This window comes from Enterocloster sp. OA13, from assembly GCF_022440595.1.
Taxonomy (GTDB): Bacteria; Bacillota; Clostridia; order Lachnospirales; family Lachnospiraceae; genus Enterocloster; species Enterocloster hominis.
In genome coordinates this window covers 6,153,583-6,176,971 of sequence record NZ_JAKNTF010000001.1, presented here as the reverse complement: position 1 = coordinate 6,176,971, position 23,389 = coordinate 6,153,583, and the positions used below count along the sequence as shown (strand labels likewise).

18 protein-coding genes are annotated in these 23,389 nt (G+C 52.9%); 1 reads left to right on the top strand and 17 read right to left on the bottom strand.

All coding sequences use genetic code 11. The features are described 5' to 3' along the window. Nucleotides 1–33: 33 nt before the first annotated feature. The 6 genes from MCJ35_RS27530 to MCJ35_RS27505 are packed head-to-tail and all read right to left on the bottom strand — an operon-like array spanning nt 34 to nt 7,808. Nucleotides 34–1,470, bottom strand: coding sequence for an SPFH domain-containing protein (locus tag MCJ35_RS27530; protein ID WP_240299723.1), 1,437 nt, complete (start codon nt 1,468–1,470; stop codon nt 34–36). Nucleotides 1,471–1,508: 38 nt separating this feature from the next. Continuing rightward, complete coding sequence (locus MCJ35_RS27525) at nt 1,509–2,429, bottom strand: ABC transporter permease (protein WP_008724122.1); 921 nt, start codon at nt 2,427–2,429, stop codon at nt 1,509–1,511. Continuing rightward, a complete protein-coding gene (locus tag MCJ35_RS27520) occupies nt 2,407–3,369 on the bottom strand; it encodes an ABC transporter ATP-binding protein (RefSeq protein WP_008724120.1) in 963 nt (320 codons plus the stop codon). The genes MCJ35_RS27525 and MCJ35_RS27520 overlap by 23 nt, the downstream gene beginning before the upstream one ends. Beyond that, nucleotides 3,369–5,945, bottom strand: a complete 2,577-nt coding sequence (locus MCJ35_RS27515; protein WP_025484254.1) for a hypothetical protein — start codon at nt 5,943–5,945, stop codon at nt 3,369–3,371. Before MCJ35_RS27515 ends, MCJ35_RS27520 begins: the two co-directional genes overlap by 1 nt. A gap of 32 nt (nt 5,946–5,977) precedes the next feature. After that, entirely contained in the window at nt 5,978–7,114 is a 1,137-nt protein-coding gene (locus MCJ35_RS27510) for a sensor histidine kinase (protein ID WP_008724116.1), read from the bottom strand. Next, on the bottom strand, nt 7,104–7,808 hold the full coding sequence (locus MCJ35_RS27505) for a response regulator transcription factor (RefSeq protein WP_008724114.1): 705 nt from the start codon (nt 7,806–7,808) through the stop codon (nt 7,104–7,106). The genes MCJ35_RS27510 and MCJ35_RS27505 overlap by 11 nt, the downstream gene beginning before the upstream one ends. A gap of 267 nt (nt 7,809–8,075) precedes the next feature. Here MCJ35_RS27505 and MCJ35_RS27500 point away from each other — a divergent pair, with 267 nt between their 5' ends. Beyond that, nucleotides 8,076–8,906 (top strand): MBL fold metallo-hydrolase, encoded by an 831-nt coding sequence (locus MCJ35_RS27500; protein ID WP_008724112.1) that lies wholly within the window; start codon nt 8,076–8,078, stop codon nt 8,904–8,906. 52 nt (nt 8,907–8,958) lie between these two features. Here the strand turns inward: MCJ35_RS27500 and MCJ35_RS27495 are convergent, their stop codons facing one another. The 11 genes from MCJ35_RS27495 to MCJ35_RS27445 form a co-directional block, all read right to left on the bottom strand. After that, nucleotides 8,959–10,488, bottom strand: coding sequence for an amino acid adenylation domain-containing protein (locus MCJ35_RS27495; RefSeq protein ID WP_240299721.1), 1,530 nt, complete (start codon nt 10,486–10,488; stop codon nt 8,959–8,961). Beyond that, nucleotides 10,472–11,479, bottom strand: a complete 1,008-nt coding sequence (locus MCJ35_RS27490; RefSeq protein WP_120056528.1) for an electron transfer flavoprotein subunit alpha/FixB family protein — start codon at nt 11,477–11,479, stop codon at nt 10,472–10,474. The genes MCJ35_RS27495 and MCJ35_RS27490 overlap by 17 nt, the downstream gene beginning before the upstream one ends. Nucleotides 11,480–11,493: 14 nt before the next feature. Then, nucleotides 11,494–12,279: an electron transfer flavoprotein subunit beta gene (gene etfB, locus MCJ35_RS27485; RefSeq protein ID WP_008724105.1), complete on the bottom strand. Its 786-nt coding sequence runs from the start codon at nt 12,277–12,279 to the stop codon at nt 11,494–11,496. A 26-nt stretch (nt 12,280–12,305) separates the two neighbouring features. Continuing rightward, nucleotides 12,306–13,439, bottom strand: coding sequence for an acyl-CoA dehydrogenase family protein (locus MCJ35_RS27480; RefSeq protein ID WP_025484256.1), 1,134 nt, complete (start codon nt 13,437–13,439; stop codon nt 12,306–12,308). Between the two features lie 36 nt (nt 13,440–13,475). Continuing rightward, nucleotides 13,476–15,059, bottom strand: coding sequence for an acyl CoA:acetate/3-ketoacid CoA transferase (locus MCJ35_RS27475; protein ID WP_008724100.1), 1,584 nt, complete (start codon nt 15,057–15,059; stop codon nt 13,476–13,478). Between the two features lie 220 nt (nt 15,060–15,279). Then, nucleotides 15,280–16,677, bottom strand: coding sequence for a sigma-54 interaction domain-containing protein (locus tag MCJ35_RS27470; protein WP_025484257.1), 1,398 nt, complete (start codon nt 16,675–16,677; stop codon nt 15,280–15,282). A 267-nt stretch (nt 16,678–16,944) separates the two neighbouring features. After that, nucleotides 16,945–18,276: a GntP family permease gene (locus tag MCJ35_RS27465; RefSeq protein WP_025484258.1), complete on the bottom strand. Its 1,332-nt coding sequence runs from the start codon at nt 18,274–18,276 to the stop codon at nt 16,945–16,947. A gap of 251 nt (nt 18,277–18,527) precedes the next feature. Further along, nucleotides 18,528–20,510, bottom strand: a complete 1,983-nt coding sequence (locus MCJ35_RS27460; RefSeq protein ID WP_025484259.1) for an oxidoreductase — start codon at nt 20,508–20,510, stop codon at nt 18,528–18,530. 75 nt (nt 20,511–20,585) lie between these two features. Then, on the bottom strand, nt 20,586–21,377 hold the full coding sequence (locus MCJ35_RS27455; protein WP_227809104.1) for an SDR family NAD(P)-dependent oxidoreductase: 792 nt from the start codon (nt 21,375–21,377) through the stop codon (nt 20,586–20,588). Nucleotides 21,378–21,557: 180 nt separating this feature from the next. Beyond that, on the bottom strand, nt 21,558–22,247 hold the full coding sequence (locus MCJ35_RS27450) for a YczE/YyaS/YitT family protein (RefSeq protein ID WP_025484262.1): 690 nt from the start codon (nt 22,245–22,247) through the stop codon (nt 21,558–21,560). A gap of 259 nt (nt 22,248–22,506) precedes the next feature. After that, nucleotides 22,507–23,307 carry a nitroreductase family protein gene (locus MCJ35_RS27445; protein WP_008724088.1) on the bottom strand — a complete coding sequence of 267 codons (801 nt, stop codon included), beginning with the start codon at nt 23,305–23,307 and terminating at the stop codon, nt 22,507–22,509. Nucleotides 23,308–23,389: the final 82 nt, after the last annotated feature.

Genomic DNA, 23,389 nt, shown 5'->3' with positions numbered 1-23,389 from the left:
GGCAGATGGCGGGAATGAATATTCAAACAGGCTTTAGAACCTTGGTTTGCCGCACTCGCTGCAGAACTTTCCTGAGTTGACCGTACCGCAGCTGCAGGTCCAGTCGGCCGCCGGCCTTGGGGTTCCGCACTCGCCGCAGAATTTACCGGAATTGGGCGTGCCGCAGTTCGGGCAGTTCCATCCTGCGGTTCCTGCACCCGGATACATTCCGGCCTGCGCCGCTCCTCCAGCTGCTCCAGCGCCCAGGTTCATCCCGGCCTGCGCCGCTCCTCCAGCTGCTCCAGCCCCCAGATTCATCCCGGCCTGCTGCGCACCGCCAGCTGCTCCCACGCCAGGGTTCATCCCGGCCTGCGCCGCTCCTCCAGCTGCTCCAGCGCCCAGGTTCATCCCGGCCTGCGCCGCTCCTCCAGCTGCTCCAGCCCCAGGATTCATCCCAGCCTGCTGTGCACCTCCCGGCGCTGCCCAGTTCCCCTGGTTCTGCATCTGCTGCATGTTCGTATTGGAGGCAGCGCCCATGAAGCCTCCTCCTGTCTGCATGCCAAAGCCCATGCCCATGAAGCCTGCCATGGATCCCGCGGAATTGGAGCCTGCGTTCTTTAACCCCTCGGCGATGGTGCTCTGCACATATCCTTCGCGGATATTGGGGTCACCCATCATGGCCCCCTTGTTCCTCAGGTTAATCAGGTTCTGGGATTCCTCATCATAGGTAATGCTGGCAATGCCCACGGACTGGATTTCCATTCCGCGCAGCTTGTTCCACTCTTCATCCAGGGTGTCCGCCATATACCGGCCTAACTCCCTGCTCTTGGAGGTGACAAAGGATATCCTCATACCGTCGGCAGACATCTGGTTCACCGATGTCTGGAACGCTTCCAGGAATTCAGAGAGATACTGCTCGTTCACAGAGTCGATATCCACCCTGTCCGCATTCTTCGGGATGACTTCCCCATAGAACTTCAGGGGGTCGGTTACCTTGATGGAGTAGGTTCCATGCGCCCGCAGGAACAGCTCCGCATTATAGAAGTTGTCAAAATAATTCACAGGGTTCCTGGTGCCGAATTTGATTCCCTTGATTTCCTGCAGGTTCACATAATAGACCTTCTGCGCCGTGGGCGTAATCCCGCCAAAACGGATACGGTTAAAGGATTCCTTTAGCGCGTCCCCGAACTGGCCGTTAAACATGGACGGCATGGATGAATGGTCAATGGTGTAATAACCTTCCTCCGCCGTATAATCCACTACCTTTCCCCCGTCAACCAGCATCATGAACTGGTTGGGATACACGTGGATTACCGAACCGTTGGACACGATATCCGATGAGCCTTTTGTATTGGACCCCTTTCCCCTGCGCACCTGTACGCCCCGGGCAAAGACAGTCCTGTCCCCCATGTCATCCGGCTCAATGGCCTCCAGCCACTGGTCTGCCAGCGCGCCTCCCACTGCCGATGTAACCGCCTTAATAATTCCCATGATTTACCCCTTTCCTGAAATCCAATCATTCAATCTTATTATTTATGCTTATTGCCCCTGCGCCTGCGCTTCACAGGCTCCACGCATCTGACCGCGATATAGATCAGAAGCGCTGCCAGCGCCAGCTGGATCAGGATACTCACAATAACCCAGTTCTCCGTAACAAAATTAGTGGCCGTCATGCCAAAGGAACTCTTAAGCTTGCTTAAGGGCGTATTCCCTCCTGCCTGTCCGTTGAGGATGGCAAGGAACGTGGACGCCGGGTTCAAAAGCAGCAGATAGAAGAAACCGCCGGACGTGGGCTTAACCGCATTTTCCCCGAACCCATAGGCTGCCGCCGTATTGTTTATATTCATGGCTGACAGGGACAGGGTGAACTTATTGATGAAATACGTCCCGGCCACCACGGCCACCAGCACGCCATAAGTCACCACCGTGGAAATGGTGGAGCGCTTGAACAGGGCTGAAAAGCAGATTCCCAGGCTGCCCGCAAAAAACGCCACCGTTATATAGCAGAGAAGCAGCGATACTGCATCTGTCCAGGTAATCCCGCCATAGACAAATACCATGGCAACGGACGGAAAGCTGGACACAATCAGCAGAAGCAGTGTGCTGAGGGCGCTCATCAGTTTGCCGAACACCACCTGGGAAGCCGTCATCTGGGTGGTAAGCATCAGCTCCAGGGTCTGCCTTTCCCTCTCCCCGCTGATACTGGCCGCTGTCACGGCCGGCACGATGAACATCAGCAGGATGAATTCAATGGTGGTGACAAACTCATACATATTCATGAAACTGCTGTACTGTATGGCGGCCGTGGTCCTGACCTGGGCCACGGCGGAATACATGTTGAGAAGCGTTACCAGTGACAGGATACCGTTAAAAAGGAGAATGATCAAAGGCAGCCTCACGCTTCTTGAGCCAACCTTCATCTCACGGCTAAAAACCGGATTCCGCATCATAGGACAACACCACCCTTTCTTCTTCATGTTCCGTCAGCTGCATGAACACGGATTCCAGGCTTCCCTTTTCCCTGGTAAACCCGTTGACCAGCACGTCGCTGTCAATCAATTGCTGCAGCAGCAGCGCCTCATCCTGGGCATCCCCTGAAAAACGCACGCAGATGTCCTGTTCCCTCAGGGAGATGGTCTGCACGCAGGGGTGGCTCTTCAAGATAGCCAGGGCCTTCTCCACATTGCTGAACACGGATATGACAAGGGGATTGGAGGTATTGACCCTGGACAGGATATCGTCGATATTCCCCTCCAGCACCATCCTGCCCTGGTCGATGATGCCGATATCCGTACACAGCTCGGACAGTTCGGACAGCACGTGGGAACTGATTACAATGGTCTTGCCGCTTTCCTGCAGTTCGGACAGTATTTCCTTAAACTCAAACCTGGTCCTTGGGTCCAGGCCCGAGGTGGGTTCATCCAGTATCAGTATGGACGGGTCATGGATCAATGCCCTGGCAAGGCAGAGCCTTTGTTTCATCCCCCTGGAAAGGCCGTCCACATAAAAGTCCAGCTTGTCTTCCAGGCCCACCTGCTCCAACAGGGCGGTGTAGCGTTTCCTTGCCACCAGTCCGTCCATATGATGGCAGGATGCGAAAAATTCCATGTACTCCGACACGGTCAGGTTATCATATACGCCGAAAAAGTCAGGCACATATCCAATCCTGGCCTTCAGGGCCTTCAGGTTTGAGAGGGCGTCTATGCCGTCTATGGTAATCTTTCCCTCTTCCGCCGGAAGAAGGCCTGTCATTATCTTGATGGTGGTTGTCTTTCCCGCGCCGTTAGGTCCCACGAACCCGTACAGCGCCCCTGTTGCCACGTTCATGTCCAGGCCGCTCAATGCGTGGTATTTGCCGTATATCTTGTGTAATCCTTTAATCTCCAGCATTATTTACTCCTCCCTGTGACAGCCAGGACAGGCAGCATGATATTCCAGGTATAGTCGCCTGAGGAATCATACACATACTTGACCGTCAGCGTATTGCCGGGCGACAGGTACGGCTCCAGCATGTCCCTGTCAAATTCCGTAACGCCCGTGTCCATGGAATCGTAATTTCCCGTATTATAGTTATAGAAATACATCTTGCCGCTGAACGGAACCGTGTAATAGTAGCGCATGCTCTCCGCCACCTCGTCGCTTAAGTGGTAGAAATCCAGCTTATCCACCTCTATATTGTTGCCCAGGTAATATTCCAGCATCACAGGCGTCAGGCCGTACATGGTATTGTTCTGCGCATAGTATTCGCCGGACAGCACGTTGGGCTGCTTCTGCATGGCTGACTGGTATACCATGCCGTCCTTTTCATAATTCACATCAACGGAAGACGTCAGGAGGGTGGTCCCGTAAGTCTCATAGCCGGAGGACCGCAGGAACCCTGTCTCTTCCTTGTCCTTGCTGAACGCCACGATCCTGGCCTCCGAATGGTAGCCGGTCAGGTAGTTGCCCATATAAAAGGACAGCAGGTTGGTCCTCTCCAGCGCCTCCACGTAGGCTGTATCCTCGATATCCTTATCTTCCTTATACCGTGAAGCCCCTGTAATCTGTTCCGCCATGGCATACCCGAAGTTGGTGGCCCCGTAGAGAGTCTTGAGGTCATCCAGTTCCACGGTCTCGCCCGGGTCCATGTGCCCCACGAATATCATCTGGTTGTAAAGGAGCACCGCCACATCCTCAACCGCCTGGCCGTAGTGGTTGGTCAGGGTCCCTGTCACCTTACCGTCAAAGGAATTTATATTGCCGGTGAAGCCTTCCTTCTTATCATTCTCCATATGGCGTTCCAGCATGAAGAACTTGGAGTTGAACGCCCCCACGTTATCAGACCGGATCCCGGTATCCTCATCGCCGTAATGGATGGTAATGGAAGGCTCCTCCTCGCCCGTGAACTTCGGTATGGGTGACATACTGTAGTATGTATTGCCTGTCAGGGGGTAAAGCGTATACTCCGGGTTCAGCTTCACGGAATAGGACTTGTTATAGGGCGCCCTCATGTTGATGAAGGTGGTCTCAGACACATTGTCCGTGTCCGTATCTTTAATGGATGCGTAGGTAAAGAATGGCCCTGTGAACCTGGTGGTCATTCCCATGAGAAGCACCATTCCGGTACAGCACAGGGAAAGGACTGCCACGGAGGGCTGGTAGTACCGGAGCATCCCCCGGTGCTTCATGAAGAAATACAGTCCCGGCCCTGCCAGCACCACATAGGCAATGGCCAGGGTCACATACAGCCCCACCTTTGGGATCTTGCTCAGATTCCCCGTGTTAATCAGGGACTGGACGGACCAATACAGGCTGGATGTGCTTCCGTCCATGCCGCTGCTCAGGGAATTGATCCGGTTCTCCCCCAGCAGGCTGGTAAAAAGATGGTCAATATAGGAAATGTTGTCCTGGCAGAACCCCTCTATGTCCACAAAATCATACATGGACACGGCCACCATTCCCTTACCCACGGACACGGATGAAATCACGGACAGTTCGTCGCTGGCCAGCACCTCGCTCCCGCCTTTGAGCCACACCTCGGTACAGGTCAGGGGAATGGACGCGCCCTCCGGCCCGTCTACCGCATATTCCACTCCCATGTTAATCACATACTGGTCCGGCTGCGGCACCGGCTGTTCCAGGATCTCGCCGGCAAATGCGCGGAGTGTCTCCTCCCCGCGTCCACCCGTCCCAATGAGCAGGACGCCGCCCTTCTGGACCCATTCCCACACAGCCGTAACCTGCTGCCCTGACAGGCTTCCCGTATCAAAGTCCGTAATCAGGAGCACGTCCAGCTGGTCCAGCCCCAGTTCACTGGAGGGAAGGGATGCCGCGGTCATCTCTATGGACCTGGTGCGCAGTGTGCTGTAATTAATGCCTGCGCCTCCCATGTACAGAAGCTTCTCCGGGTTGTCACTGAGCACGCCGATAAAAAGCTCGGCAGTGTCCTTATTCAGGTTCAGCTTCAGGCGCTTGCGCGTCACTTCTTTTCCGGATTCATCCAGAAGACGGATATACATCTGGTCCACCCGGTTGCCCAAGGACACGCTGCGCATCTGCGTGAGGCTGCCCATGGCCGGGATTTCCACCGGATACTCGTAACGGTAAACATCGTAGTCCATGTCCATGGAATAGCCCTGCATGTCGCTCTCCATGGCCAGCACGCACAGCGTCCCCTTAAATACCTGGTCCGTCCGATTGCCCAGTTCCATGTGCAGCGGAAGGAAACGTCCGCTCTTGGCAATATTCTTATACCCGTAAACCACATCAAGGGTGACAGGGGCGTCCGTCAGTTCCCCGGTTCCATCTGTACCCTGCCCCGGCTCCCCGTACTGCCCTGCCCCTGTGCCGTCTGCCGTCATATCCGTCATCCCATCCATTGCCTGGATGTCCGCCCCAAAGGCCTGGACCGTCATGGCGGCAGCCAGCAGTAAGCCAAAAAGGGAGCCTTTCAGCGCCCTTTTCATATTCCTGGGAAATATCCTCATATTACAAGTCCTCATTGTATTCTCCATTAATGTCAGCTGATTGTTCCGAAATTCTCTTTGTTGATATCAAAATGCACCTGCAGCTTCACGGTGAACACGGTTCCGTTTAAATCACTGGCCACCTGGATGGTGCCTCCATGCATATCCACAATCTCTTTTGCAATCGCCAGTCCCAGTCCGGTGCCTCCCGTGCTGCTGGAGCGCGACTGCTCCACACGGTAAAACTTATTAAAAATCAGCGGAAGCTCGTCCGGCGGGATCACATATCCATAGTTGGTCACGGAAACCGTCACCACATCATCATCCCCATGGATCTTCACCAGCACCCGCTTTCCGTCCGCCCCGTACTTGATGGCATTGCCGATCAGGTTATCGAACAGCCGGGCCAGGAGGTTGCCGTCCGCCGTGATGATCTTGGCCGGGATATTGCTCTGAAGGTCGTAGGACAGGTTCTTTTCCACAAAATTCGGATAGGCCTCTTCCAGAAGCTGGCCCAGGAGCTTCACCACGTCCACCTGCGCCACATGCATGGAAATCTTGCCGTAATTAAGCTTTGTAAACCCAAACAGGTCTTCTATCAGTTTTTCCAGGCGCCTTGCCTTGCCGTAGGCAATCTCTATGTACTTGTGCTGCATGTCCGCAGGTATCTTGGTATTGCCTGCCAGCAGCTCCAGATATCCGATGATGGAGGTCAGCGGCGTCCTCAGGTCATGGGCCACATTGGTTATCAGCTCATTCTTGGTGCGCTCGGATTCCCGCTCCTTGTCCATCAGCACCTGGATATCCTCCACCATCTTATTCAGGTTAGCTGCCATGCTGGAAAACTCATCATCGCCAATCACATCAATGGTGGTGTTCAGGTTCCCTTCGGAAATGCTCTGGACCGCATCGGAAATCTTACTGATATAGCGGATATACGGTTCCTGAAGGATCATGAACGTCACCGCAAACAGCACCAGGCCGGATATGACATAGACCAGCACCACCGCCACATGGTAGCCGAGCACCGCCTGGATCAGGCCGTTCATCCTTCCCGACTCCTCCATGTACCTGGCAATCATGGAAACATTGGTCACCAGGAATATCTCCACCAGACAGGAAATAATGGCGCTGTATATGATATTGGTTATGACCCGCGTATGGTAACGCCTGTTCATATCACTTTTCAATTTTGTATCCTACTCCCCACACCGTGGTGATGATTTTATTCTGTCTGGTGTCTTCCTTCATCTTGCCCCTCAGGCGTCTGATATGTACCATGACCGTGTTGTTGGCCTCATAAACCTTCTCATTCCATACACGTTCAAAAATCTCATCCGTGCTGAATACCTTGCCCGGATTGGATGCCAGAAGATACAGGATATCAAATTCAATGGGGGTAAGCTTAATCTCCTCATCGTCCACAATCACCTTGTGGTTATCCTTATTGATGATCATTCCCTTGATGGTGATTTCATTGTTGGCCTTGTCCTGGGAGGCGCTGTTGGGGTTGAGCTGGGTATAGCGGCGCAGGTGGGACTTGACCCTGGCCGTCAGTTCCAGCGGGTTGAACGGCTTCACCACATAGTCATCTGCCCCGGTTCCCAGCCCCAGTATCTTGTCCAGGTCCGTGGACTTGGCGCTGAGCATGATGATGGGGATGTTATTGTTCTCCCTGATCTTCTTGCACATCTCCAGTCCGTTCATTCCAGGCATCATGATATCCAGGAGCACCAGATGGATATCCTCCTTGGCAAGGATCTCCAGCCCCCTTGCAGCGTTCTCCGCCTTAAACACTTTATAACCATCGCTGACAAGATATATTTCAATCAGATCCGCAATCTCTTTTTCATCATCTACAACCAGAATATTAATATCGGGCATGACGTCCCCTCCTCTTACGTTAACTTATATGTATGCCGGACGGCACCTGTTTTATGCCGCACCGTGGCTTAATACCTATTCTAACATAATATATCAAGGTTTTCCTTACTTTTTTCTTGAAATATTGTGGGAATTTCTGTTACAATGCCAGTCTCCTTCCTCATATGCCAAAAGAAGGATGGGGCATATATGCTTGCCAGACGCGGATGCCATGATATAATCATATCAGGATCATTATAAGCACATTAGCTTTAGGAGGATAAAAAGATGGGGAACATCCGGATTGTGGCACTGATGGATAACCAGAATGGTGAGAGGAAAGACCTGACAGCCGAGCACGGGCTTTCCCTGTACATAGAAACAGGATACACCAGCATACTCTTTGACTTTGGGCAGGGGAAACACACCTATGAAAATGCAGTCCGTCTGAACATCCGTCCGGAGCGGATTGACTACGGGGTGTGCAGCCACGGACACTATGACCATGGAGGCGGATACCGGGAATTTGTAAAGAACGGCCTGTCATGCCCGCTGGCAACAGGAAAAGGATTCTTTTCCGAAAAATATTCCCTCGGCAAAACCAAGGCCGCCTGCCTGGGAACCGGTTTTGACGCGGCATTTTTAAAAGAAAACAAAATCCGCCACATGGAATGTGACGGTCTGGTTCCCCTGGCCCAGGGCTGCTGGGTCATGGGCGGGATCGGCAGGCGGCGCGCCTTTGAGACAATCCCAAAACGGTTTGTCCTGCGGGAGCAGGGCACATGGGTACAGGATTATTTTCAGGATGAGATATGCCTTATTCTGGAAGAAAATGGGGAATTGATTGTGATTGTGGGATGCAGCCATCCCGGAATCCTTAATATACTGGACACGGTCAGGGAACGGTTCAGCCAGCCCATCCGGGCCGTAATCGGCGGCACCCACCTGGTAAAGGCCGGCCCGGAGCGGATTGCTAAGACCATTGCTGAGATAAAAGGGATGGGTATCCGGCTGCTGGGGTTCAACCATTGCTCAGGAGAGGGGTTCTGCAGGGCCATGGAAGAGGACGGGGAGCTGGAAACGGTTTACATGGGGGTGGGGGACTGTCTGTTCCTGTAGGACAGACGGCTTACGGTCCGTAATCCGCCTCCCCGCCCTGCGCGGGCGGTTTTTAATACAACTCTTCCAGAAGCTTATGGTCGTTCAGTTCCGCAGGCGGCAGGATGGCCTTCCTGTCAATCTTTGAATTCATGTTCCTTGGAAATGCCTCAAGCTGTATCAGACAGGTGGGAATCATGTAATACGGTATCTTATCCGCCAGCTTTCCCTTCAGTTCCTTTACATCCACCTTATGGTCCGCCGTAAAATATCCGCAGAGGATATTGCAGCCGCCGTCGTCCATAAACGCCCTGACCACTGCTTCCTTCACATCCCCGCATTCCAGGATGGCTGTCTCCACAGCCCCGGACTCCACCCGGAACCCACGGATCTTAAACATATTATCCTTGCGGCACACATACTGGAGGTTCCCGTCCGGAAGCTCCCTCAGGATATCGTTGGTCTTGAATACCCGCTCATGGCCCGTTTCCTGTGAAAATGGATTCGGAACATAATGGGCATGCGTCATTTCAGGCAGGCCGTAATAGCCCCGGCTCACCTGATGGCCGGACAGCCACAGTTCACCGGGTTCACCGGGACGGACCGGATTCCCCTCTTCATCCGTAATATATCCCCTTAGTCCATGATTCAGCATCCCCACCGGATACACGGACTTCCCTCCTGCATCCCTTATCTCATAGTGGGATATCATGGAACACATCTCAGAAGCCCCATACACGTTAAAGATGCAAAATGGAGCCTTGCTTATATCCAGATTGCGCACAGGCTCGCTGCCCACCAGCAGCAGCCTGAGCGGGATTCCCTCCAGATCCATGGCCAGAAGCTTCCTGGCCATGTGCGGTGGAAGGAATGTGATACATATCCCATGCATTCTGTAAAATTTTTCTAATTCAACTATATTCTTCCGTATGGTTCCCGGAATGATATAATTAGCTGCCCCGACCGCTAAGGTTGAAAATATATCGCTTACCGCGGCCACGAACCCGAATCCGGGGAATACCCCGAACCGTTCATGGGGCCTTGTTTCAAACACAGTGAAGTTATAGGCGGAGGCCATCACGTTCCGGTGTTCCAGCATGACACCCTTGGGCTTTGCGGTGGAACCTGAAGTATAGATAAGCAGGGCCAGGCAGTTCCTCTCAGATAAGTTAATATCCGGCAGGATCATTTCCCTGTCCATCTCCTCCCACCACCGGCTGTCCAGGATGAAGCGGCACCGGCACTCCTTTATGATGTTCTCACTCCTTTCCTTTGGATAGGCCCTGTCCAGATACACATATGCACAGCCTGCCTTCCAAATACCCAGGATACCGGCAATGGTTTCCGCGGTCCTTCCTGTGTTCACGGCAATGATTTCTTCCTTAACAGCGCCGTCTTCCAGAAGACGGCCGGCAGCCGCATTAGACCACCTTAAGAGTTCCCCGTAGGTCACGGACCTGCCGTCCGCATGGACGGCGGTCCTGTCAGGGTATTGTGCTGCTGTCTCTGCGAACACATCACAGAACGTCTGATGTTCCATGATGTCATCCCAGTGTTTTTTTAAATATTCAGCTCTGCTTCCATCATCATATGTTTTTTTCATTTGCAAACGCTTCCGCCATCATAGGGACAATTTCATACAGGTCCCCTACCAGGCCGTAATCAGCCACCTCAAAGATAGGAGCCCTTGGGTTCTTGTTTATTGCTATAATGATATCAGATGACTGCATTCCTGCCAAGTGCTGGATTGCGCCGGATATGCCGCACGCAACATAAATCTTCGGTTTTACCGTGGTGCCGGTCTGTCCCACCTGATGGGAATGGTCAATCCAGCCAGCATCCACAGCCGCCCTGGAAGCCCCTACAACGCCGCCCATCACGTCGGCCAGCTTCTTAATGACCGCAAAACCCTCGGGACTTCCCAGGCCGCGTCCCCCGGATACAATGACGTCCGCGTCCGTAAGGGATACGATTTCCTTGGCGCTCTTCACGATTTCAAGTACCTTTGTCCTGATATCGGCTTCTGACAGCTCCACATCCACATCCACCACCTGGCCCTGGCGGCTGTCGTCCGGCTCCAGCTTCTGCATGACGCCGGGGCGCACCGTTGACATCTGGGGACGGTGTTCCGGGCAGACGATGGTGGCCATCAGGTTGCCGCCAAAGGCGGGACGGGTCTGCATGATTTTTTTGTCCTCAGGGTCAATGTCCAGCCTGGTACAATCCGCGGTCAGCCCCGTATTCACCCTGGCCGCAATCCTTGGCGCCAGGTCACGGCCGATATGGGTTGCGCCGTAAAGCACGATTTCCGGTTTATATTCATGGATGGCATCCGTGATTACCTTGGTGTATGCGTCCGTTGTATAATTTTCCAGCAGGGGATGGTCAGCCACATATACCTTATCCGCGCCAAAGCGGATCAGCTCCTTTGCCAGATATCCGATGTCCTTACCCAGAAGGACGGCGCATACGTCTGTTCCTATCTCCCCGGCCAGCTTCCGGCCTTCTCCTAAAAGTTCCTTTACCACAGGGGTAATCACTCCCTGTCTCTGCTCTGCGAATACCCAAACATTCCTGTATTGACTTAAGTCCATGTCTTACCTCCTACTTAGATAATGTGTTTTTCTTTCAGGCAGCCCATCAATGCAGCGACCTGTTCCTTAGGGGTCCCGCCAAGCACGGTCCCTGCGCCCTTGGGTGCCGGGGTAAATGAACGGAACACCCTGGTAGGCGAGGACTTAAGCCCTACTTTCTCCTGTGGGACATCCACATCCCCGAATCCCCATACCGTGATTTCCTTGTCGTATGCCTCATAGATGCCCTTCATGGTCATGTATCTGGGCTTGTTCAGTTCCTTTACAGCGGTAAGGAAACATGGGGTCTGCACCCGGATGACCTCGTATCCGTCTTCCAGCTGCCTCTGGACCACCACTGCCCCGTCTTCCAGTTTAAAGTCCTGCACATATGTGACCTGGGGTATCCCAAGCTTTTCTGAAATCTGGGGGCCGACCTGGGCCGTATCCCCGTCAATGGCCTGGCGTCCTCCGAATATGATATCGTAATCCCCTATTTTTTCTATGGCCGCGGAGATGGCATTGGAGGTGGCCCATGTATCGGAACCACCGAATTCCCTTCCGCTTAAAAGGATGGCTTCATCCGCTCCCATGGCCAGGCATTCCCTTAACATGACCTCCGCCTGGGGCGGGCCCATGGAAATGACGGTAACGGTCACATCCTCATATTCATCCTTCAGTTTCAGGGCTTCCTCCAGCGCATTGGCATCATCCGGATTCAGGATGCTTTCCACGCCGTCCCTGATTAATGTTCCTTTTACAGGGTCAATCTTTACTTCGTTTGTATTGGGAACCTGCTTTGCGCAAACTACTACCTTCATTATGTGTCCTCCTTCTTATGCTTCTCTTACTTTCCCAGTATATGGTTGGCAATTACCACCCTCTGAATCTCCGATGTGCCCTCGTAGATTGCCACGAGCCTGGCATCCCTGAACATCCGCTCAATAGGATAATCTTTCATGTAGCCATAGCCGCCGTGAAGCTGTAAGGAACGGTATGCAATGTTGTTGCACAGGTCGCCGCAGTAGTACTTGGCCATGGCCGCATTCTTGGAATAGGGCTGCCCTGCGTCCTTAAGACGGGCCGCATTGTAAACCAGCTGTCTTCCGCATTCCACCCTGGTTGCCATGTCTGCAATCTCAAACTGGGTGTTCTGAAGCTTGGCAATGGGCTTTCCGAACTGTAACCTTTCCTTTACGTATTTAACTGCCTCGTCCAGTGCGCCCTGGGCAATTCCCAGTCCCTGGGTAGCCACGGTGATACGGCCTGAGTCCAGGGTGGCCATACAGATTTTAAAGCCCTGCCCTTCCCCGCCTAACAGGTTTTCCTTCGGCACACGTACATTTTCAAATATCAGGTCACAGGTGGGCGAACCGTGCATGCCCATCTTGTTCTCAACCGCTCCCGTGGAAAAGCCTTCCCAGGCCGACTCCACGATAAATGCGCTGATTCCCTTCACGCCCCTGGCGTTCACGTCCGTCTTGGCAAATACGGTGACAAAGTCACAGCAGGGGCCGTTGGTGATGAAGCACTTGCGGCCGTTTAAGATGTAGTAATCCCCATCCTTTTCCGCGGTCGTGGTGATGGCCGCTGTGTCAGAACCCGCGCCAGGCTCCGTGATGGCAAATGCGCCGATTAGTTTTCCCTCTGCCATTCCTCTGAGGTATTTCTGCTTCTGGGCCTCATTGCCGAACATCATCAGGGCGCCCCCTGACAGGGAGTTGGGCATGAGCTGGGTGGAGGCGCTGGCGTCCACCCTTGTAAATTCCTCCGTCACGATGGTAGCTGCCACGGTATCCCCTCCGCAGCCTCCATATTCCCTGGGAATCACGATTGCATGGAATCCGCAGTCAATGATCTTCCTGCGCAGTTCCTCCGGATACTCCCCTGTCTCGTCAATCTGTGCTGCCAGGGGTGCGATTTCATTTTCTGCAAACTCTCTTGCCAGTTTCCGAATCATTTCATGTTTTTTGCTGAACATTCCCTTTCCTCCTGTATCCTTTCATTTTATGCTTTCTTACTCTTTGTCCATCAGATCCTTAAGGCCGCCCCAGGTTTCATTGAATATCTTTGCAGGCATCTGTTCCAGGTTCTCGCTTATCATGGGTGCAAAATCCATCTGGTCCAGTATATCCTTCTGAAGGTCCACGCCGGGCGCGATTTCGGTAAGAAGGAGTCCGTCCTTCACCAGCTCGAACACGCACCGCTCCGTCACATAGATGATTTTCTTGCCCTGTTCAAGGGACGCTTCCCCGTTAAAGGAGATCTGCTCTATCTCGTTGACGAACTTCCTGGAATTCCCTTCTTTCGTCACCTTGATGTGGCCGTTGCCGATTTCATAGGCAGGGCCTTCCCCTTTATGAAGGCCGCCGGTAAAGGTTGCCGCGAACACCACCTTGCTGGCGCCTCCCGCCACATTCAGGAAACCGCCCACACCCAGGCCTTCCCCGTTGCGCTTGCTTACATTCACATTGCCGTTTGGCCCTACCTGGAGCACTCCCAGCACGCCCAGGTCCAGGGCGCCGCCGTCATACATGTCGAATTCGTCCGCCATCTCAATGGTGGCCTCCGCATTCCAGCAGCACCCGAAGTCATGGCTGCTGGCAGGAACCCCGCCAATGCCGCCCGCCTCGGTGGTAAGGGTGATGTAATCCCCGCAGCCCTCTTCCGCCGCAACCGAGGAAACTGCCTCCGGTATGCCCACACCCAGGTTCACGATGGCGCCCTTGGTCAGTTCCATGGCAGCCCTTCTGGCAATTACCTTCCTGGCGCTGAGCTTTTCAAATGGGATGGCATCCAGTGGAACCCTTATCTCACCTGAAAATACAGGATTATAATAGGTCTTGGAGGTCTGCCAGTGATATTCGGGCTTGGATACGAACACATAGTCAATCAGAATCCCGGGGACAATCACATCCCTTGGTTTAATGCTTCCCGCCTCAACAATATTCTCCACCTGGCAGATGACGATGCCGCCGCATGCCCTGGCAGCCTCTGCCGCGGATAACTGCCCCAGCTTATATCCTTCCTTGTAGCAGGAGATATTTCCCTTTGTATCCGCAACCGTGCCCCTGATCAAGGTCACGTCCAGTTTGGGAAGCTTGTACCAGAGCCACTCCTCTCCCTGAAGTTCAATCAGCTCTACCAGCGGTTCGGCGTTCTTTGCCTTCTCATTCATGCAACCGCCGTCCACCCTTGGGTCCATCATGCTCTTTAAACCGATCTTGGTAATCACGCCCGGTGTGTGGGCGGCTATGTGACGGCACATGACCGACATCACGCCCTGTGGGAAATTGTAAATCTCGCCTTTATTATCGCGGCTGAATTCCGTCATGGCCGGACCGCATCCGTTCAGGTGTCCGCCCACCCCGCGTTTTAAGAACCCTTCGTGGGCTGCATGGGCAAGCCCCCTGTCCCCCCTGTTTCCGGTCGCTGACTGCCAGTACATGGTCAGGTCCCTTGGATGTCCTGTTTCCAAAAAGCTCTTTTCCAGTTCCACCAGGGCTTCCTCTGCAAACCCGCCCAGGGTAATACCCGTATACATGATGGTGTCCCCGTCTTTTATCAGCCTGCTTACTTCTTCTGCACGAATAACCTTCATAGCTCTGCATCCTTTCTTGAATAAGTGAATATTAATAGTCTAATATTTATCATTCTTTTACCCCTTTTAATGAGCAAATTCTGTGCCAACCGCGGTCCACGGATCAATATATAAAAAAGAGACAGAAATCAGGCCAAAATCACCATGCCTCATTCCTGCCTCTTTGATTTTCCGCAAAAACTATACATTCCGCTTTTAAATATGTATATTTTTTATACAATTATTTCAAGCCGTATTTCTCCAGCTTTTCATAAAATGACCTTCGGGAAAGGCCAAGTTCATTGATGGCCATGCTTTTGTTCCCATTGTTCCTTTTCAGCGCGCGCTTTATCATGCTTTTTTCCAGCTGTTCCACTGCGTCCTTCAGCCTGCAGGGGCCATCCTCCGCCGGGCTGTCCTCTGCCCCGTCCCCTCTCAGATACTGGGGGAAATCCTTTATCTCCAGGATATCGCCTGTTTTGACGATCATCGCATATTCTATCACATTCTGAAGTTCCCTTACATTGCCCGGCCAGCCGTATTCTTCCAGCATCCTGGCAGCGCCCGGCGTCAGGTCCGTGCCCTCGTCCCCGCCGTTCCTTTCTATGAAATAGCGCACCAGGGGCATGATATCCTCCCTGCGGCAGCGCAGGGCAGGGATGTGGATTGGAACCACATGGAGCCTGTAATAAAGGTCGCTGCGGAATTCATTTTTCTCAACCATCTCCTCCAGGTTTTGGTTGGTTGCAGCGATGACCCGCACATCCAGCTTGATTGTCTTGGTCCCGCCCACCCGTTCCAGTTCCTTTTCCTGGAGCACGCGCAGAAGCTTGGACTGCATGGTCAGGCTCATATCGCCGATTTCATCCAGAAGGATGGTGCCCTTGTTGGCAAGCTCGAACTTGCCCAGCTTCCCGCCTTTCCTGGCCCCGGTAAAGGCGCCTTCCTCGTAGCCGAACAGTTCGCTTTCCAGCAGGTTTTCCGGGATGGAGGCGCAGTTGACCTTGATCATGGGCCGCTCCTTCCGGTTGCTGGCATTGTGGATGCACTTGGCCATGACCTCCTTGCCCACCCCGCTTTCCCCCTGTATCAAAATGGTACAGTTGGTATTGGCCACCTTGGCGGCCAGGCTCAGGGTTTTCTGCAGGTCCTTATTCTGGCTGATATAGGACTGGAAGGATATGGGCAGCTCCGATGCTTCCAGCTGGGAGGCAAGATACTGGACCATCTCCTTGGACTTCTGGAGCTTCCTGGTCAGCTCCACCACCTGGGTCACATCCTTAAAGATGGCGCAGGCCCCCACCTTCTCCTTGCGGCTGTCATACAGGGGAAATGCAAGTCCCACTGAATCTATGTTCAACGACTTTATATATTCCACCTCATCGTTGTCCCGGCCTCCCCCATCTTCCATGACCCTTAAAAGCTTGGCCTGGGGTTCAATGTCATAGAGGTTCCTTCCCATCAGTTTTTCCAGCTTTATGTTCATATGTTCCGCATAAAACCGGTTGATATAGACCACGGTGCCCTTGCAGTCAATGACAATCACTGCATTATCCGCATTCTCCAGGATTTCCAGCAGTATCTGCGCATCCCATTCCTTAAAATACTCCGTGGTGATCAGCCTAGATTCCAGTGACATAGTCTTTTCTCCCCAATGTGATTTCATTCCATCTTATTGTTAATTTTTTACCAACTAAAGTATAGTATACCTACTTTTTTATGCATTTTCAACACATTTTAAAAACTAAAAGTGGATTTTCGCCGATATCGTCCCCCTCCTGTGGGATGGCCCTCATACAACAGGAGGGACGGAAACCTGTCTTACCAGACTTCCGCCCCTATTGCCTTTACAGATGTTCATCGAAACCTTTTTCAATAATTGTATCAAAAACCAATACACCCCAAACTACACAATCCCAAATTGTGCAATAATCGAAAGACAGATAGCCACAATCAACGGAATGACAACCGAACAAACCCCCATTGGGCGGTATCCCACACGGTGGGGCAGCCTTGCCTGGGTCAGCTCGTTAATAATGGTTCCATTACTTGGAAGGGAATCCAGGCCGCCGGAGCAGATGGTTGCAATCCTGTGCACTACCTGTGGGTTCATGGCAAGCCCGCCTTCTGAAAGCGGTCCTATGAACCGGTCTGCCAGTGCATTGAGCGCGATGGTCAGTCCGCCTGCAGAAGACCCGGCCACACCGGCTGCAATGTTAACGGCAACCACTACCTGGAACTCTCCCGGTCCGGGAATCCTGCCCAGGGCGCTGCATATGAGGGCGAACCCGCTGGTAACGCCTACAACGGAACCAAAAGCAATTACCATGGATGCGGTACAGACAGAGTTGATGGACTGCATGGCCCCACGCTTAAAAGTCTCAATCCTAGCGGACATCCGTTTCCAGTAAACAACGTATCCCACAATGATTCCAAAGGTTGCCGCAATATAAACCGGCTGTTTAAACACGTTCAGCGTAACAATCAGTACAATGGAAGGAATCAGACAGGTGATGATGTTCATCTCCTGGAAATCATCATCCGCCACTTTTAACTGCACCTTGGCAATCTCTGCTCCTGTGGGCAGGAATCCTTCATGGTTTTTCTCAACCTGCCTGATTTCCCACTTAAAGTAGATGCTGGCCAGGAAAATCGCAATCAGGCAGCCTATGATGCCAAGCATGGGAGCTGCCATTGCATTGGTGCCAAGGGCTTCCCCTGCAATTACATTGTTAACCGAAGGCGAGCCGGGCGCCATGGTAAGGGCAAGTACTCCGGCGCCTAAGATGTTGACTCCGTAAAGCCTCCACGGCACGTCCAGTTCCTCGAACATTTCCTTGGCAACTGCAATTACGGTAAAGAATGCCACGAATACGCTGACGCCGCCATAACCAAGGATAAAGGATAACGCTGCCAGGGACCATAAGGCCATAAGCTTTTCTTTCCCCGGGAACTTCCTGGCAATCCGGCCGAACTTAAGGCCGATGGATTTGGCTGCGCCGCTGTCCCCCATCATGGCCCCGAATATGGCGCCTGTAAACATGGTCAGGAAATACTTCTGGATGAATCCCGCCATCCCTTCCATGTACGCGCCGCTCATGCCCGAAGCAATATCCAGGCCGCTTGTAATCAGGACCAGGATGGATACCATGGGCGCCACAATGACAGCGGGAATGCCTTTGTAGCAGGTGTAAATCAATAATGCCACTGCCAGAAGAATACCTAAAATACTTACCATCTAATAACCCCCTTGTCTTTTGAAGGTATGCAAATATCTTCCTGTGTGTTTCCCGTGCGATAGAAACACTGCATGATTCTATTCTTTCATACCATCGTTAATTATTCAACAATATTAAGAGCAAGAATACTGCCAAATTCCAATTATTTTAAAAATCCCCTAAAACCGCTGGGTTTTACCCTGTTTTTCCCTTCCCTCAGGCCAGGGCGTGTATACTTTATAAACACCGGGCCGGATAACTGTTACCTTTTTTATACACTGCATGCCAGCTCATAGGCCCCCCGTATGGCTGTCTCAATATCCGCGGTCACGGCAGCATCCCCAACCACATAAAATTCTTTCTGCATTTCCTCCAGGATGCTGGCCAGGGCCTGTTCCGGTTCCTCCCCCATGGCTTCTATGATAAAATCTGCACAGAGCCGTTCCCGGCTGTCTCCTTTCTGCACAATGACATATCCATTTCCCGCCTCCACCACCCGGGTCCCTGTCATGACCTTTATATGGTTCTGTTTCAGTTCATTCATGATGATGAAGCGGGTTCCGCCCAGGCTGCGCCCGGCCCGTTCTTCCTTTTCAATCAGCGTGATGGTCCCGGAGGGCAGGAACCGTTCCTTCACCTCGTCCGGCACATACCGTTCCATGAATCCCTGATGGCTGTCCTCAAGCCACCTTTTGCCTGCCAGAAACAGCGCTGTCTCCATGGCGGTCGCATCCCCTCCTATGATGACCGTCTGACCGCAGTTCATCCGGTTCCACAGCCTGTAATTCCCCTGGATTACTTCCTGGGCAAGATAGATTTTGGCATCCGTTCCACCCTTCATGCGCCGCGGCTTTCCTCCTGCGGCCAGCACTACGAAGCTGTACTGGTCCGCCTCCGCTTTAAGTCCTTCAGCCGTCACCATTGCATCAGTGACAATATGTGTGCCCAGCGCCTTTAAATCCCATTCCAAGGCAGCTGCAATACCCAGGAAACCTTCCTTTCCCGGGCTGGCAGCCACCTGATCCAGGACTCCGCCCAGACGGCCCTTTTTCTCCTTAAGCGTAACCTGATAACCCCGTTCTCCCAGGAACCTGGCAGCCGCCATGCCTGCCACTCCCCCGCCGATTACCAGCACCCGGCCTTCCCTGGCCGGGAGGGAGGACAGCTTTTGATACTCACTTCCCAGTTCCGGGTTCTGGATACAGCGCACTTCCTGGTTCCGGATGATGCGGTCCATGCATCCGCGGTTGCATCCCACACAGGGATGATAGGGACGTCCGTCCCGGATTTTCGCTGCAAAGCCTGCATCCGCCAGGAAGGGCCGCCCGCAGGCCACCAGGTCCGCCTTTTCCTCCTCAAGTATCCGCTCCGCCGTTTCCCTGTCATTGATGCGGTTGTAGCAGATGACAGGCAGACCGCTATGCTCCTTTATACAGGAACTGAGGCAGGAATAGAATCCCCTGGGCACCTGATAGGTAATCTGAGGCACCGGAGCTTCGTGCCAGCCGCCCGTGACGCCAATGGCATCCGCCAGTCCTGATAATTTGAAGGAAAATGCCTCCATGTCCTTCAGTCCGTATCCCCTGGCCCGCATGCTGCTGCCGGATATCTTTACCAGCACGGGAAAGTCCCTTCCAACCGCTTCCCTGACCCGGGCAAGCACTTCCAGGGGGAAACGGAACCTGTTTTCCTGGCTTCCTCCATACTCATCGGTGCGCTGGTTTGTTTCTCCGGACAGGAACAGGGACAGCAGATAGCCTGCGCTGCAGTTCACGGTTACCCCATCCGCGCCCCAGGCCCTGCACCTGGCGGCTGCATCTGCAAAATCCTCCTTTACCCTTTTTATATCTTCTGCCGTCATCTCCTTTGGCATGTGGCGGTAAATGGGGGACGGGACCGCGGACGGCGCCAGGAGGGGCCTGCCCAGAATATCATTTCCATGGTTCCTGCCAATGTGGAACAGGTGTATGAAAAGCCTGCAGTCATGCTGGTGGAGCCGTTCTGCCAGACAGCGCACGCCAGCCTCAAAGGTATTGTCATATACCCCTGCCATGGACTCCGGTCCTCCTTCCGGGCTTACCCTGGCAACCACGCCGATGGCCGCTGCGCCGCCCTTGGCCCGTTCCTCATAATAGGCCAGCTCCCGCTCCGTCAGGTATCCGTCCCTGCCAAATTCCGTGTGCATGCCGGCCATGATGATCCTGTTTTTTAATGTAAGGTTCCCCAATACAAAGGGTTCGAATAATTTTGCCATAATCCCTCCTGACAAAAAGGCTGCCGTAACCTGTTTGACGGCAGCCTGAACTTTAACTTGAGACTATTTCCAACATTAATTACATGTGGTTCCCATATCAGCGGCAATATAAGCGCCCGTGACAATGCTGGAGGCATCCGACGCAAGGAAAAGGGCCACTGCCGCCACTTCCCAGATTTCACCCAGACGTTTTAACGCTGTCTTGGCCAGGATCTGCTCCCGTACCCTTGGTATTGCCAGAGGCGCCGCGTTAATGGCTGTGGGGACATATCCCGGGCAGATAGCATTGGCCGTTATGCCGTAGCGTCCCCACTCCATGGCCTCTGTCTTGGAAAGGCTTATGACGCCGGACTTGGAAGCACAGTATGCCGCGATATTCTTGGTTCCAACCAGGCCGCCTGCGGAAGAAATGTTGATGACCCTTCCCCTGATTTCCTTTTCAATCATGACCTTGGCAGCTTCCGCGCCGCAGATGAACACGCCCTTTAAGTCCGTGTCCACTACCTCATCCCACTCTTCATCACTCATTTCCACAATCCGCTTCGTGATTCCGATTCCGGCGTTGCAGACCATGATATCCAGCCTGCCAAAGGTTTCCACCGTCTTACCGACCATGGCCTGGACCTCTGCGCGGTTCCTTACGTCTGCTTTAAATGGGATGGTGGTTCCCCCCATCTCATTAATCTCATCTGAAACACGTTTGCAGTCCTCTTCCTCCAGACCGTTAATCACCACCTTGGCGCCATATGCGCAGAAGGCAACCGCCATGCCATATCCCAGCCCGGTGGTGCTTCCCGTGATTATGGCAACCTTCCCGGTCAAATCAAATGTGGGGATTTCAAATGGCGTATTTTTCATTTCAATCATATCTTATTCTCCTTTTCTCCTTTTTTTGTATTACTTTTTTTACTCCGTCGGCTTTATCATGGTTTTGTTTCCGCTTTCATTTCCGCTTTATTGCGCTTTCATTTCCGCTTTATTGCGCTTTCATTTCCGCTTCCTTCACACTTCCATCACGCTTCCATTTCCGCTTCCTTCACACTTCCATCACATTTCCATTTCCGCTTCCATCACTGTTTTCTCATCCACCTTCGGGTTGAGCACCAGGGCCAGCCTTGGCCCCAGGAAGCGTCCGACATACCTGGCAAACCAGCCTATCATGACCGCTGATATCAGGGTTCCTTCCCTGACTCCCTCTATCCGTCCTAAAAAGACAAGGGAAATGACCAGGGCCAGGGCCACCATGGAACAGTCAAAAATAATCTTGCATATCCCAAAATCCAGTTTTGTAACCCGCTGTATACAAACAGCCACGCCTTCTCCGGGAAGCATGCCAAAATTAGACATGACCACGCCGCAGACCCCCACTGCCAGCACAAAACAGCCAAACACCAGATATATGAGCCTGAACCCATAAGACTGGGGCACGAATCCGCCAAACATGATTCCCGTAAGGTCAATCAGCACTGCAAATACCGCGCTGAGTATGAACTGGGTCAAAAACTTGCGCAGCGTGTACTCTTTTTTCAGCACCAGCTTCTGGATGATATAAAGGATTGCATTCAGATACATGGTGCAGGTCCCCAGGGTCTGGCCCACTACAAAGGAAAATGCATAAGGCGCGCTTGTAATGGGCGATATCCCCAGATTGCATACTTTCACCACGGTTATCCCGGCCGCATATATAAATGAGCCTACAAGACATACCGCCAATTTCCTAATCAGATATTTATCCATCTGACACCCCCTCGTTTCATTCGATTCGCACGTAGAGGCCAAGCGCTTTTATTGGAGCCTGCGCCTCATGCCAATTTTAAACAGCAATTTTGATGCCAACCTGTGTATATCCGACCGGATGGAGCGCTGTCCCTACATCCAGGTAAAACCAGCTTTTTCCTGAAATCGCTGTCCTCACATCCAGGTTAAATCCAGCTTCTTCCTAAGAGCGCTACCCTCACATCCAGGTTAAATCCAGCTTTTCCTAAGAGCGCCGTCCTCACATCCAGGTTAAATCCAGCTTTTTCCTGGGCGCACTGCGCATATACGAAATAAGCGGATAGCCCATGGCAATGGCCATTACCATGGATTCATCCTCTGTTATCCCCAACATTTCCTTTAACTTACTGCTGTTATCCACAGCGTCTCCAAAAAAGCCGTTGATACAGGAGCCAATCCCCATGGTTTCAGCCATCAGCTGGATGTATGCAGACGCCAGCCCTCCGTCCTTTTTCACATTGAATCCTTTTTTCTTATTCCCGATTACTAATATAAGGAGGGGCGCCCCATAGAACAGTATGTCATTTCCCTTCAGGCTCTCCTTATAAATCCTCCCATAGGCAGGCGCATAGAATCCCGGTTTCTCTGCCAGGCCGCCCAGGACGCGGGCCGCCTCCCCGGTCACCTCATCCATATGTCCGCACACCGCGATGTAGCGCAGGGCCTGCCTGTTACCTCCCGTGCCCGCATATCTGGCCCCATCCAGAATGGCTTCAATCTCCTGCCTGGAGGGTACCTTCTGCCTGTAAGCGCGGATACTCCTGCGAAGCACCATCCTGTTTTTCATTTCCTCCGGCGATGCCAGAGGGATATCCGGTGTCATTTCCACGGACTCGCTGTTGTCATATCGGTCCGTGCACACAGCTTTCTGCGGGCACACAGCCATGCAGTGGGCGCAGGTCATACACCTCTTTTCTCCTTTAAATACCGCCTTTTCCTCCTCCAGGACAATACATGCCATGGAACATACCTTAACGCATACCCCGCACCCGGTGCACAAATCCCTGTTAATATGTATCATTTACCTGTCTCCTTTCCCATTGCCGTTCAATTAATCATTATATTTTTTATACACGCAAATCACATGCCAACCTTATATCACA